This window comes from Pseudoalteromonas sp. UBA6610 (genome assembly GCF_002433295.1).
Lineage (GTDB): Bacteria > Pseudomonadota > Gammaproteobacteria > Enterobacterales > Alteromonadaceae > Pseudoalteromonas > Pseudoalteromonas atlantica.
Map to the genome: position 1 here is coordinate 1 of NZ_DJHW01000092.1, position 13,856 is coordinate 13,856.

General features: G+C 40.6%; 12 protein-coding genes. 4 read left to right on the forward strand and 8 right to left on the reverse strand.

Annotated elements, in window-relative coordinates; all coding sequences use genetic code 11:
• Positions 1-104 precede the first annotated feature (104 nt).
• From B4F91_RS12205 to B4F91_RS12230, 6 genes are all read right to left on the reverse strand, one after another.
• Positions 105-950: a DUF4198 domain-containing protein gene (locus B4F91_RS12205; protein ID WP_024033999.1), complete on the reverse strand. Its 846-nt coding sequence runs from the start codon at positions 948-950 to the stop codon at positions 105-107.
• 34 nt (positions 951-984) lie between these two features.
• A complete protein-coding gene (locus tag B4F91_RS12210) occupies positions 985-1,494 on the reverse strand; it encodes a DUF2271 domain-containing protein (protein ID WP_004586015.1) in 510 nt (169 codons plus the stop codon).
• Positions 1,494-2,126, reverse strand: coding sequence for a PepSY-associated TM helix domain-containing protein (locus B4F91_RS12215; protein ID WP_286936692.1), 633 nt, complete (start codon positions 2,124-2,126; stop codon positions 1,494-1,496). Before B4F91_RS12215 ends, B4F91_RS12210 begins: the two co-directional genes overlap by 1 nt.
• A 122-nt stretch (positions 2,127-2,248) precedes the next feature.
• Positions 2,249-2,647, reverse strand: a complete 399-nt coding sequence (locus B4F91_RS12220; protein WP_054983580.1) for a YbaN family protein — start codon at positions 2,645-2,647, stop codon at positions 2,249-2,251.
• 128 nt (positions 2,648-2,775) lie between these two features.
• Entirely contained in the window at positions 2,776-4,095 is a 1,320-nt protein-coding gene (locus B4F91_RS12225; protein ID WP_054983581.1) for a hypothetical protein, read from the reverse strand.
• 102 nt (positions 4,096-4,197) lie between these two features.
• Positions 4,198-4,680 carry a MarR family winged helix-turn-helix transcriptional regulator gene (locus B4F91_RS12230; protein ID WP_004586011.1) on the reverse strand — a complete coding sequence of 161 codons (483 nt, stop codon included), beginning with the start codon at positions 4,678-4,680 and terminating at the stop codon, positions 4,198-4,200.
• 532 nt (positions 4,681-5,212) lie between these two features.
• Between B4F91_RS12230 and B4F91_RS12235 the strand changes: the two genes are divergently transcribed.
• From B4F91_RS12235 to B4F91_RS12250, 4 genes are all read left to right on the forward strand, one after another.
• Positions 5,213-6,064 carry a D-hexose-6-phosphate mutarotase gene (locus B4F91_RS12235; RefSeq protein ID WP_286936695.1) on the forward strand — a complete coding sequence of 284 codons (852 nt, stop codon included), beginning with the start codon at positions 5,213-5,215 and terminating at the stop codon, positions 6,062-6,064.
• A gap of 31 nt (positions 6,065-6,095) precedes the next feature.
• Positions 6,096-6,629 carry a PH domain-containing protein gene (locus B4F91_RS12240; RefSeq protein ID WP_095206679.1) on the forward strand — a complete coding sequence of 178 codons (534 nt, stop codon included), beginning with the start codon at positions 6,096-6,098 and terminating at the stop codon, positions 6,627-6,629.
• Positions 6,622-8,166 (forward strand): PH domain-containing protein, encoded by a 1,545-nt coding sequence (locus tag B4F91_RS12245; protein ID WP_286936698.1) that lies wholly within the window; start codon positions 6,622-6,624, stop codon positions 8,164-8,166. The genes B4F91_RS12240 and B4F91_RS12245 overlap by 8 nt, the downstream gene beginning before the upstream one ends.
• Before the next feature lie 206 nt (positions 8,167-8,372).
• Positions 8,373-11,192 (forward strand): TolB family protein, encoded by a 2,820-nt coding sequence (locus B4F91_RS12250; protein WP_286936700.1) that lies wholly within the window; start codon positions 8,373-8,375, stop codon positions 11,190-11,192.
• Between the two features lie 84 nt (positions 11,193-11,276).
• Here the strand turns inward: B4F91_RS12250 and B4F91_RS12255 are convergent, their stop codons facing one another.
• On the reverse strand, positions 11,277-12,422 hold the full coding sequence (locus B4F91_RS12255) for a tetratricopeptide repeat protein (RefSeq protein WP_286936701.1): 1,146 nt from the start codon (positions 12,420-12,422) through the stop codon (positions 11,277-11,279).
• Between the two features lie 48 nt (positions 12,423-12,470).
• Complete coding sequence (locus tag B4F91_RS12260; protein WP_024033989.1) at positions 12,471-13,604, reverse strand: PepSY-associated TM helix domain-containing protein; 1,134 nt, start codon at positions 13,602-13,604, stop codon at positions 12,471-12,473.
• Between the last annotated feature and the right edge of the window lie 252 nt (positions 13,605-13,856).

Consider the following 13,856-nt stretch of genomic DNA (forward strand, 5'->3'; position numbering starts at 1 on the left):
CTGCCTTGCCTAAAAACCAAACACACTGCTGCAAATTAAACCATCAAAGCTCAACACGCCCTGAAAACTTGGCCTTAATTTATTGTGTAAATTGCGTGAAAAAATTATTCAGGCGCTACTTCTAACGTCGTGAATAAAGCATAACGACCGGCATCTACGCCTTCTTCGTTTACTTTAACTTTGTTAGAGGTTTCGATTAGGTATAGGCCTGGCTCTTTCCAGGTTGTGCTAAACATGCCGTTTTTGTCGGTTGTTACTTTTATTTCGCCACGTTCGTTACGGTAGCGTGTATCGCCTTTTAAAATGCTTACTTCAATGCCTTCGCCCGCTGGCTTGCCATCTTGTAGTAACTGAAAACGCGCTTGCTCGCCAACAAATAAATCGTTTGGATGCGTTGGGCCGCTAAGCTCTAGGCCTAAACCAAGTTGTGCAGGCTTAGAAGTACCGTTACGGCTTACAAATGTATCTACTGTAGATATAACTTTAGTTGTGGTTACATCTTTTGCGTTGCTTGGTAATTTAGCTTCTGACTTTTTACCAAATACGCGCTTGCGCTTACCTTCTTCGTTTTTGTAGAAGGTCATGTACATTGGCTTTTGCGTCATGGCAATGTGGTAAGTACCTTCTTCTTTTAGGCTTACCGCCGCTGAGCTTTTACGCTTTAGGTAATAAGCACGAATGGTCTCAGATACTTCTTCACCGTTTGGTGCAAGGGCCATAAGTAGTGTGTCGTCGTACTCTGCGCCTTTTTCTTTTGGCTTAAAGGCTTTGTCGGGTGCAAATATTTCGTTAGAAATACTCGCGTCAATCATTACGTAGTGCGCTTTGTCGCCAGATAGTGACGTGTGCGAAGGTAATAACCAGCGCCCATGTGCACTTGCCGATGTAGATACCAGCGCCGATAAGCTAAGTGCGCCAATTAAAGCCGTTTTTAATAAATTAATTTTCATTGTATTTCCTTAAATTCAAATGATTAAGTAGCAGCTACTTAGTGCTTACGGTTACAAAACTTGTCGAAAATTCTTTTTTACCTTCAATGGTCACTTTGCCAGCTTGCGATAAATCAAGCTCTACGCGGCTGTAATCACGGCCGCCTTCTTCGCGCACAACCTCAATGTTTAAAAGGTATTTGCCAGGCTTTACGGCATTGCCGTCTAAATCTTTACCTTGCCAGTCAATGGTGTAAGTACCTGCACGCTTAGTTGCACCGCTTATGCCGTCAAAGTTAATGTCGGTTTTACCTGCTTTACGCCACCATTGGCGCAGATCTTTAAACCATTCTGCTTTTTGAACCCATAGCGCAAGCGTCGTTACGTGTTTACGCTTTGGCGTTTCTAGCCAAACAGCTACGTATGGGCGGTGGTAAGGTTGTACATCAAGATCGGGTAGGGTTAATTCAATCTCTAGCTGTGGCGTTTGTGCCTGCGCAGTTGTTTGAAATAATGCGGCAACCATTAATAGTGCTGCACTTAGTACCGTACTTACTTTTAACATTAAGACACTCCTTTAATTTGTGGCACCCAACATAAATAAATAACCAAAGGCGTTGCTATGCCTAAAACGGTTATCCATATTCCTGCTAAGCGTTTTTTTCTGTTTTGAAATAAAATAATCATCCCGGTGATTGAAAAAATAATCATCAATACCGCTGAAATATCAATAACCCAGCTCCACACGGCGCCACTGTGGCGGCCTTTGTGTAAATCGCCAATCAGGCTTAAAAAGCCACCGGTTTGGTAATCTAGGTTTAGCTCACCGGTTGTAAAATCAAGCTCTGCGTAAGCAAAACCTGCCGGTAGTGGGTAGTCGAGCATAACCAGCGCGTCTTCTTTTTCCCACTCAATGCTTTTAACTTTAGTGAGCGCGTATTGCTCGGCAAAAAACGCTTCTATGTCTGGGTAGAGTGTGGGTAATGTATCTAGTTGAGTATTTGCTTTAGCCATTAACGCTTGAGGAATAGCGGTACTTACTTGGCGGTTGTTTTTGTCGTTTTTAAGCCAATCAACATGGTTAAGTACAATGCCGCTAACGCAAAATAAAATAAGCAAAAAAAACAAAGCTGTAGAAATATAAATATGGAGCGCACGGCTTGTGCTGTACAAAGCCCGCTTATTAATAAACGCCATAAAAACAGTAATTAAATTAAATTTAGAACATGATAATCATTTGCATTAACTATTACAAATTTACTTACTTAACTTTACATTAAATTTTTGGCTAAACGGTGTGTGCATGCAAAAAAGGGCGGTTATTTAGCGCTAGGTGGGTGCGAGGGCCTTAAAATTAGGTAAATCATAACGGCTATTTCAATTACGCCAACAAGGTAAATAACCCAAACAGGGGCGTTTGAGTAAAGCAAAAATACAAAACCAATTAGCATACCAATCGCGGCGTAGCATTTTGCTTTTACAGGCACTACTTTATGCGCTTGCCATTGTTGTAAGGTAACGCCGTAACGAGGGTGGTTAAGTAGCCAGTGTTCAAGCGCTGGTGATGAGCGAGTAAAGCAGGTAAGCGCAAGAATAAAAAAAATGGTGGTAGGCATAACCGGCAGCACAATACCAACAATGCCAAGAGCCACTAACAATAACCCAAGTGCTTTAAGCCATAAGTTTTTATAACAAATAAATACTGCTTTTATATTCACTTAGGCTCTTTTAAGTAATGGCTGTTAGTTAGGATTGTAGGCCAAATAGTTATAAAATCGAACCCTATAAACGCAAAAAAGGGCAAACTAAGTTTGCCCTTTTAAAATACTAAATATGTTTTACTTATTTAGAAGTAGTAACCTACGTTGATGTTAAAGCGACGTTCTGTGTCGCCATCACCTGCAACAGAGCCACCAATAAATGGCTGGTTACGTGCTTGAATAAAGTCAAAGTAAGTAAATAATGCACCGGCCGATACGCTCATGCCTGTTACGTTCATCCACGTATCTGGGCTGTCGTCAGACTTGTCGTAAATAATGCCGTAATCGTTGTAAAATTGAACGCCTGTTACTGGGCCCCAATCAAGCGATAGATCGTAAGCTACGTTAAAGTTGGTCATGGTTGCTTCGCTTGATACGGTATCGTAGTAATCAAACGCGCCAACTACAAAGCGGTTGCTGTTGTCATCTAGGTCGTAGTCGTACTCGCCGTGCTGAAATTGAATATTCCAGTTATTAATTTGGCTATTTACATGAAACGCCCATGCACCGTAGTTACCCGCACGGTCGTTACCGTCGTGCAAACCACCGCTTAGTAGTGATACGCCAATATCGGTTTTAGCGTTTTCACTGTGCTCTATTTGATACACTGTACGACCAGCAAAAGTATTGTACTCACCAAGGCGCGAACCTGGTGCGTCGTAGGTGCCTTCGGTTGTTGCACGGCTACCAACAATATCGTAAGAGTAACGTTCGTTAACTTCTGAGCTGCCATCAACGCCGCCTACTTCATCATTTTTGAAAAAGCCGAGGTCTAGTTTCCAGTTGTCTTTAAGTTTACGGTTTACTGTTACACCCAAATCAAAGTCATCTTCTAGGCCAACGTAGTAGTTGGTGCTAAAAAAGTAGCTGTGTGAGTTGTATGGGCCGTTACCAAACGGTACAGGTGCAATACCGGCTTGCGCTTCCCAGCCATCTGTAAATTCGTAACCTAAGTATGCATACTTAACAATGGTCATGTAATCGTAAAAACGAAAATCACCATTTACAGAAATATCGCTAATTTCACCCGATAAGTTAAGGCGAAATACTTCAAAGTCTAAATCGCCGCCACGGTCTTGCGTGTCTTCATCGTAGGTGTTTGTACTGTAGTTAAAACGTACGGCACCGCCAATTTTAATGCCTTCATCTTCTTGTTCAGGCGCAGCGGCGGCAACAACAACTTCTTTGTTGTCGGCCTTTTTACTGATCTCGGCAACTTGTTGTTCGTGTTGCTTGTTGATTTGGCTTTGCTTTGATTTTTCATCAGCAAGCTGCTGTTCAAGCAACTGCATTTGTTGCTTAAGCTGCTTTAATTGGCTTTGCAGTGTGTCGAGATCGGCTGCATTAGCTGTGCTTGCTGCACCGCCAAGCATTAGTGCTAGCGTTAATTTTGAGAGTTTAGTCATTGTTGATGCTCAGGTTTTGATTAAAAAATAAAAAAATTCAAGGTGCCCAAAAGCCCCTTACGAATGATGTAAGAACTAATTTAAATTTATTTTTTATTTTTTTTATTTATTTGGTGTTTGAGTTAACGCGCCTACCTCTAACAGAGGTGATGCGTCTAACTTATCAGCATCCATCATTGCTGCAACGCGTTGCATAGATGAAAGCAATAAACTTTGCTCCCACTCTGCAAGTGCAGAAAACTTTTCAATAAAGTGTTCTTGCAGTGGCTGAGGTGCTTTTTCTAGTAACTCTTTCCCTTGCTCGGTGAGGTATAAGCTCACTCGGCGTTTATCCATTTGACTACGAACGCGTGTTACAAGGTTTCTGCTTTCTATTCTATCAAGAATATTAGTTACAGTAGCCGGGCTTAAGTTAACATTCTGAGCGATACGGCTTGCTGTTATTCCATCGGTGTGCGCTACTTCTTGCATTATAAGCAATTGTGGGCCTGTTAAACCTGATGTTTTATTTAGCTGCTTAGAATGTAAGTCAATCGCGCGGATTACTTTACGTAAAGAAACTAATAATTCGTCATATTTTTGCATTTGCTTATCTCGTCGATGGGCCAAAGGTGTGCCGTAATCGCGAAATGTTACACATCAAATAAATTGAATTCAAATAATAAATTAAGCTTGAGCCCATGTTTATTGGTTTTTATTAGTTTGAGCAGAAACTAAAATAGTATAATTTTGTTTAAAACTTATTAAATGTTATTAGCATATTGTTTGCATTGTGGTGCGCACACTACGTATGTTGTGAATAATTGGCAAGTCTTATGGTTTAGACTTTAGTATTATACCCACCTGCATTAATACCTTAATAAATTTAACATGCGTTTGCCTAAGCTTACCCGCGGTTTTACTGCCTTAAAGCATGGCCATTATTTATACGCATTAGTGTTATTTATAACAGCTGTTATTAATTGGTAATTGTTTGTAAGTTAGCTGTGTATGTATTAATCGCCGATGAACAAATTATGCACGCAATGTTTAGTGAGTATAGCGTATACTTTGCACATGCATTATTGTTTATATGCACATGTTAAAAATCTTTAATATCAGCATTGTAGGGAAAAACATGAAATTATCGCCATCAGTTAGCATTGAACAAAGCGAAACCGGCCTAGAGTTTATAAAAGTTGCGAGCTCAAAGTGTGATGCAAAAATATTTTTGCAAGGCGGGCAAATTACCGAGTTCATCCCAAAAAATAACAAGCCACTTATTTGGGTTTCTAAAAATGAGACGTTTCAAGAAGGGGTGAGCATTCGCGGTGGTATTCCTATTTGTTGGCCTTGGTTTGGTAACCATGAAAACCAAGATTGGCCAGCACATGGCTTTGCACGTACCAGTTTATGGCAAGCTGATGCTGTGCATGAAGATGATGAGCACATTACAATTAGCTTAAACTTACCCATGAAGTTAGTTAACCCAACGTATTGGCCGCACCACTCGGCGTTAAAGGTTGAGTTTGTATTGAGCGAGCAATTACAGGTGCGTTTAACAACCACTAATTTAAGTAATAGCCCTTTTAGTTATACGCAGGCTTTGCACAGCTATTTTCCTACCTCAGATATAAAACACACCCATGTAGAAGGTTTACAAGGCGCGCAATACATTGAGTTTGGCGAAGGGCCGTTTGCGCAAAATGCGCCAGTGGAGTTTACCCGCGAAACCGATATGGTTTATACCCAGGCCGCTAAGCAGCAACACATTCACACCCCAGATGGGATTATTAATGTAAGCCGCGAGAACTCAAGCTCGTGTGTGCTGTGGAACCCATGGATAGAAAAATCTAAGCGTTTATCTAATTTTGCTGACGATGAATACCTGAGCATGGTGTGTTTAGAAGCCGCCAATGTGTTAGAAGATAACGTGACACTTGAGCCTAAACAAAGCCATACGTTAGTTACTACAATCAGCTGGGCTTAACAGTCAGTAAATAGGAAAGGTACTTAAAATCGTGTTTGATAATCAGCAAGTAATGGATTTACCAAAGCATAGCGAAATACAGCTCAACCCCTTGGCCGATAAAGCGTTACTACACGTGCAACTTAATTGGCTGGCGTTTTACATTCCTTTTTGCGCGGTACTGTTTGCTGTTTGTTACTTTAACGAAGCGTTTGCTAACAAAGCACAAACCTACTTGCTGATAGGCGTGCCTATTTTAATATTGCTTTCAATGCTTTATAACGCCCTGAGTATTAAGCTGCAGGGCTTTGCGCTGCGCAATCACGATATTGCGTTTAAAAAAGGGGTTATTTGGCAGCAAATAACGATTTTGCCCCTCGCGCGCGTACAGCATATGGAAATTCACCAAGGCCCTATTGAGCGAAAACTAAAGTTAGCCAGTTTAAAGTTATTTAGTGCCGGCGGGGTCAGTGCTGATTTACAAATAAGTGGCTTAACCCACGAGCAGTGCAAAAACATACGCCAATTTGTACAAAATTATCGCCAAGACGGCACACCCGCGCAGGTTGAATTAGCAAATGAGTAATACCATTAGCGAGGAGCAAAGTAGCTCACTACATTGGCAAAAAGTATCGCCTTGGGCGGTGTTGTATTTTGTGGTGTATTTTAGTGTGCGCTTTGTAAAAGACGGGCTTTTAAACCTGCTGCCCATGCTTGTGGTGTTTGTAACACAAGTAGAAAACAAGCTGTTTTGGGCGCAAGTTGCAGGTGCTATTGCGTTAGTGACACTGCTAATATATTCAATTTTATATTACATAAATTTTAAGTTTTGCATTAGCGACGATCACGAAATTTTGCTTAATAAAGGGGTGTTTAAAAAAGAGCGCCTAACGCTAAAATTTTCGCGCGTGCAAAACGTTAATATTGCTGAGCCCTTTTATTTTACGCCCGTTAATTTGGTTAATTGTATTTTTGATGCCGCAGGCAGCGTAACCCAAGAGGCGGTTTTGCCAGGTGTTACCAAAGCCTATGCACAGCAAATGCGTAAACAAATTTTTGCCTTTAAGGCGCAGCAGCAACCCGACGAGCAAACACCCTCAAGCGAGCATTTTGAAGCAGAAAATAGCTTACGTATCAGTAATAAAGAAATCGCTAAATTTGGCTTAATGTCTAATATGGCTATATTAGCAATGGCCGCTATTGCGCCTTTTATAAATGTGTTGGTAGATTTTTTAGAGCAGCAAATTATTGCTAAGGTAGAAGGGTTTTATCAGCAAGAGCTTGGTTTACTGGCAAGTGCTGCAACCTTTGCCATGATAACGCTTATTGCTTTGCTTGTTTTAACGGCTGTGATGTTGTCGGTAGGTATGTCGCTTATTCGTTTTTATAACTTTGAGCTTTACTTTAAAGGCCAAAAATTTAAACGTATTGCCGGCTTATTAGAGCGCCATCAGTTGTCTATGAGCATGGATAAAGTGCAATCTATAGTTATAAAACAAAACCTAATGGGGCGGTTACTAAAGCGTTTTACCGTTGAGTGCTTACAAGCAAGTAGCGGCGGTATAGCGGCGGGTGTGGCTGCTAAAAAAAATAAACAAACCTTAGTGTTACCCGTTTTAAATAGCGAGCAAGTAGATAGCGTTTGCCAATGGATTTACCCGTGGTTTAATAGCAAAAAATTGCAGTTTAACGGCGCAGAACGTGCCTTGCTTTATAAAAACTTGAGCTTTTATGCCTTAATTCCAAGCGCTATTGTGCTGTTAGGTTGTTATTTAGGCGACTTTAATGCCTGGCTTAGCTTGGGAGTATTACTTATTTTAGCGGGATTAGTAACGCTTGCTTATCAGCGTTATGGCTATTATTTGCATGAAGACAACGGCCGTTTTTACATGGTGGTACGCAAAGGTATGATAGGGGTGCATTACCGTGTGTTTGAACTGTATAAAGCGCAAAGTGCACGCAGTATTAGTACCTACTTTATGCGCCGCGCAGGGCTTAAAAGCCTGTATATACAACTTGCATCAGGGTTTGCCTTTATGCCCTATATAAAGCAGCAAGATGCTGATTATATAATTGATTTTACTCTTTATCAGGCAGAGTCAACGCAGCGCAACTGGATGTAGTTATACCAATCGACTTACATATTTAGCCTTTTTAGGTTGCCAAATAAAGCGTTAACGGCGTTATTGATTTTTCATGTAAAACAAGGCATTGCTAAATTTAAAAGCTTATAAATTATACACTTTCATAAGCTTTGTTACATTTTTTTACTGCAACATTAGTTGGTTTAATAATACTCTAAGTGGTATCAATCATTTAAAGGATTATTATGAAAAAATCACTCATCGCTGCCTCTTTGTTATTAGCCACACCTACCTTAGCTGCTGATTGGCAAACTATTCATACCGAGCACTTTAATGTGCATTACAGCACCGAAAACGCCGATTATGCTAAATCGACAGCGGTCGAACTTGAAATAGTGCGCAGTAAAGTGCTTGAGCAGCAAAACCGAGCGCTTGATAAAGTAGTTGATGTGGTGGTGTTTGATCCCCTAAATGCGCCAAACGGCTTTGCTTTACCTACTTCTAATAATCCTTTAATGGCCCTTTTTACCACGCCCCCGCAATCAGATACGGTGATTTCTAACATTAGTGGCTGGCAGCAATTACTGATATTGCACGAATATATTCACTTAGTGCATTTAGCGCAGCCAACACGCAACACGTGGCAGCAAAAAATACGGGGTGTGTGGGATATTTACGACTTAACTTACAGTGATATGCCGCGCTGGGTAGCCGAAGGTTATGCAACCTTACTTGAGTCAAAAATGACGGGCCGAGGGCGACTATTTGATAACTACACTGAGTCAATACTCATTGAGTTTGCCCAGCAGGGGGCATTGCCTAGCTATAGCCAGCTAAGCGATACAGAGGGCGGTTTTATGGCTGGCTCTATGGCGTATTTAATGGGCAGCCGGTTTTTAAATTGGCTAGAGCAAACTTATTCAGCGCAAATGCTCGATGCTGTTTGGACACGTATGCAGGCAGTTAAAAAGCGCGATTTTAACGAGGCCTTTACTGGGATATTTGGCCAAAGTGCAGCTAAGTTATATGGCCGCTTTATTGCACAATATACCTATAAAGCGATGGCAAAAGAGCAGTCAGAGCCTGCGCTTAACAGCGAGCTGTGGTTAAAGCTTAACTTATATGCAAGCAACCCTGCGCTTTCAAAAGATGGCAGTAAACTTGCGATTGTTGAGCGCGATAAAGATGAAAAAACTAAGCTTATTATTTATAGCACGCAGGATAATACTAAAGCTGAAGATGAATTTACAAAAGCACAAAAAGCGCTATTAGAAAACGATGCATTGGATATACCCGATAACGCCCCGAGTGTATTTAAACGTGAGAAAAAGCACGTATTAAATCAAATAAACAGAGCGGGAATTGCTAATCCACAATGGGTAAATAATAGTACACTTTACTTTAATGCTTATACACGTGAAAAGACGGGTATTTATAACAAAGTGTCTGATATTTTTAGTTATAACACCGAAACCGGAAAAGTTGAGCAGTTAACTAAACTTGCTGGCTTACGCCGCTTTAGTGTTACAAACAATGGAGAAACCCTTTACGCCGAGCAAGTACGTGGTGGCTACTCAGAATTAGTAAAAGTAGACTTAACAACGCAAACCATTACCCCTTTATTTACTAAAAGCTTAAAAACAGCTTACGACTACCCAACTTTTAGCCCTGATGAAACCCAGTTAGCTTATGTATCAGCCAATTTAAATGAGAATTGGCAATTGTATATACAAGATATTGCCAATAATACTCGCCAAGCCGTGCCTATGCCAAACGGGTATCAATACTTAAGCCAACCCAGCTTTAGTAAAAACGGAGAAAAAATTTACTTTGTAGCCGGCTTAAAAGGCTCAACTGATATTTATAGCTACCATATTGCAAGTAGCACATTAACTAAACTTACCCAGGGCCAAGAAGCCGTTGCCCACCCGCTAGAAACAAACGAAGGGGCATTACTTTATTTATCTATCACTGCTGATGGGCCTAATGTAAAGCAATTACCGAGTACGGTAGAGGGTGAAATAGTCACTGATTTAGCACTTGATAATAGCGCGCCACTGCTTTTGGTTGATCAGTACACTTTGCCTAAAGCAAAAATATATAGCGAAAATGTAGGTAAACAAAGCAGCTACGATGTGCTTGATCAGCATGCGAGCCTAGCGCTAGGCGCACAGTATTACTCGGCCGCTTCAAGTGCTTTAAATATAAATATTAAAAGTAGTGACTTACTTAAACAGTTAGACCTTCAAGCGGGCTATAGTGTTGATTTAAATGATGATGCTTTGCATGGCGGATACGCCCAAGCAAAATATAATGCACTGCCAGTTAAGCTTAAATTGAGTGTATTTGATTATGATTTAAATACCGCAAAACAATACCAAGCGAGCGAAAATGCAGAAGTATCTGCACGAGGTGGTTTTGCAGCCTTAAGTTACCCGATTAAATACGCGGCGTTTAGCATAACGCCAGAGCTTGCTTATAACTATACCGATTATAAGCAAGACTATAATAAATGGGCACGCATAGGCATTACACAAAGCTGGCAGTACGACCGCCAAGCATTTGCTATAGGGCAAAGTGTTAATGCCCAGTATTACGATGGCAGCAGTAAAAACAATAATTGGGATGGCTATGATTTAGCGGCCAAATTATTTGGTAAAGCGTTTGATGTGCCGCTTTATATTAATTTTACTCAAAAGCAGCGCGAAGATAGCAGCTTAGCGCTAGGCGGATTTAGCTCAAACCTAATTAGCGAGCACCAAAATAGTGAGTTTGTGCTTTCATCAGAGCTGCCATTTTATAGCACAACTGCTGAGCGCTACATGGGTTATGGCGGTGGTTTTAGCTTTAAAGAAGGCATGCCATGGCTTTATTACAAACAGCACCAGGTAGATGATGCAGTATACGCACAAAGTTATGGTTTAAAGTATCAAGGCAATTTTAGCTTTGGATTAGGCCCAGTCGGTGTGAACGATTTAACCTTTAATATGGGATTATCCCGCGTTGAAGGCGATAGCTTTGAGGATGAAATGCGCGGCTGGTTTAGCTTTTACTACTCGCTTTAAGTAAATTGCGATAACACGTTAATGCACTTGTGTAATAAGTGCATTAGCAAAAGCCGTGTTTAAACTAATTTAAAATACCGGTGGTTAATTGTGCTTGTTTAGCGACGCAAGCTTAGCTTGATATACGTTTAGCCTTTCTTTATTGCGCTCATACTGGATGGCTTTTTCAAGCAAGCTTTGTGTTTGCGCTGTGTTACCTTGTTGGTAGCGAATTTTAGCCAGCTCTAAATAGAGCTCCGATATATAAGGGGCTTTTGCAATGGCAAGTTCGAGTTGTTTTTTAGCTTGAGTGACCTTGCCCTGATGTAAGTTATTTTTAGCAATAACGAGTAGCTCGTAGGGATCTTTTTCTTTATCAACAAGCTGGCTTGTTAGGCGTTTTTCTAGTGTTTTATCTCCCAGCTCTTTTGCTAATATTCGATAGTTATTAATTAAATTTATACTTATATCGTTTCTATCAAGCGCGGTTTGGTAAATCATGTGAGCGCTTTTTAAATCGCCTGCACGGCGGTGCAGCACGCCGGCTATATTAAATAGTTCTGCATCGTTTGGCGTAAAGCGGTTGGCTTGCATAATTAAAGAGTAAGCCTTATTAAGGTTGTTTTCGGCTAGTGCCGTGGCCGCTAAGTTGCTATAAAAATTAGACAGTAAATCGTTATACGTAGCGCTGCCTGAGTAAAAGCTGCCACGGGTTGGGAAGTAATCAATTAACGTGCCTGCGCGAATTATTACAATAATATCTTCATCTGTTTCTTTTTTTGGGGCATAAATTTTCGTTCTAAAGTGGTTAGCAACATAAATTACATTGCCTTCTTTGGCATACACAGGTTCGCTCGTCATTTCTTGAAAGCTGGTTTCGAGGTTTAAAAGCTGCGCATAGCTTTGCGTAAGTATGGCTAAACTAATGCAGTTACCTTCTGAGCGTTCAATCGATTGTTGGGCTGTGAGGGTGGCGCCATCATACTTAAAGTTGGTGAGCTGGTTTTGCAGGTAATTAAAAATAATTTCATCAGCGCGTACATTGTTTAAACGCGAGTGTGCGTAGGTTAAAAATGCGCTTTTTTCAGGCTCCGACAGCTCAAAAATACTGTGCTCGCTAGGTGTTTTAACCTGCTCGAAAAGCGAGTGATTTATTATATGGGTAAGTTGTACTTTTTTAATTGGCGTTTCGGGCGGGGTGCTACTGCAAGCAGTTAGCAATAAACTAAGTGTAAAAACTAAATATTTCATATATCACCTCACTGTGATTTTTAACATTACAGTGAGGTGACTTTTTAATCAAGCACTTACGGTGCGGTGTTTACTTAAGCGGTTTTTTTGAGACTGTTTTTTACGCTTACGGCGAGTAAACCATAAATAAAAGCCAGTACCGCCAAGCCAAACAGGGCTTAAACCAATAACACACCAAATTATTTTACTAATGAGCCCTGCAAAATAACCAAAGTGTAGTTTTCTAAAGCTATCAATTACTTGCCAACCTACACCCACTTCGCGAATGTCCCAGTTAGCCATATGCTCGCCCGTTAGCTTATTGTAAGTCACGGTATTGGCATATTCACTGGCAAGCGGGTTGCTGGTATCAACCTCACCAAATAACGTTATGTTTTCGTCTGGCTCAAGCGGCATTACTAAAAACGTACCGTTAAAGGTGGGTATTTGCTTTTGGCTGTCATCAAGTACGTGCTGAAAAGAAATCTCTTCATTGTATAAATTTTTAGTTAATACAAAGTGCTCTTCTTCTGCGTGTTCAATTACTTCGTGATACCACACCGCGCCGTTAAAGTAGCCTCCGGTGATGGCTAAAATTATAATAATTGGCGAGCCAATTACGCCGGTCATTTTATGAATGTCGCTAAGTACTATTTGCAGAGTTGCACGCCAGCGTACACTAAATAACCGCTGCCAAAACTTACGATAAATAATAAGACCTGTGATACCCAGTACTAAAAAGAACACCGCAAAAAAGAACCCTAAAACAGTGCCAGTTTGCCCTGGTAAGCTTTTTAAATCGTTAAGTAAAAAGGTGTAATGTAAGTCTAAAAACCAGTCAGTAAAGTAATGGCTAGTGCCTACTGGCTCCGATAAAATATTGCCCGTGTATTGATCTAAATGAAATTTATACCAGTCCTCTGTACCGCGTTTAATTAAATAAACCCGATCAGCAGTATCATCGTTAAATATTTCCCAGCTACCAACAACATACTCAGGGTAGGTTTTTTGAGTTTTTGTTATAAGTGTATCAATAGGTAAGCGGTTGGCTTGTTGTTGTACAACAAAGTGACTGTCTGGCATTAGTAAGCCGTCAATCTCGCTTTTAAATACCAAAACGCTACCAGTTATACTGATAACAAGCAGCGGAATAAGCGCTATAAGGGCTACCCAGCTGTGAATTTTAAAAAGTGTTTTTCTCATAGTTTATTTTTTGTGTAATTGCCACAGACCTGCGTATGATAACAATTATCAGTTCTATTTCATAGTTGTGCGATGAATGCACAACAATTGTTTTAGAGCGAGCCGATCTCTAGAGTAAAATGCGTTTAAGCTGTGGTGTAAGGTTGGTAACTTTTAAATGCAAAGTGGCTCTGGTGTTCACTTAAAGTAACGATTTTTGTACAGCTATCTTGCCAGTGCCTAATATAGGTTTACGCTAATTTGTTGAGTAAA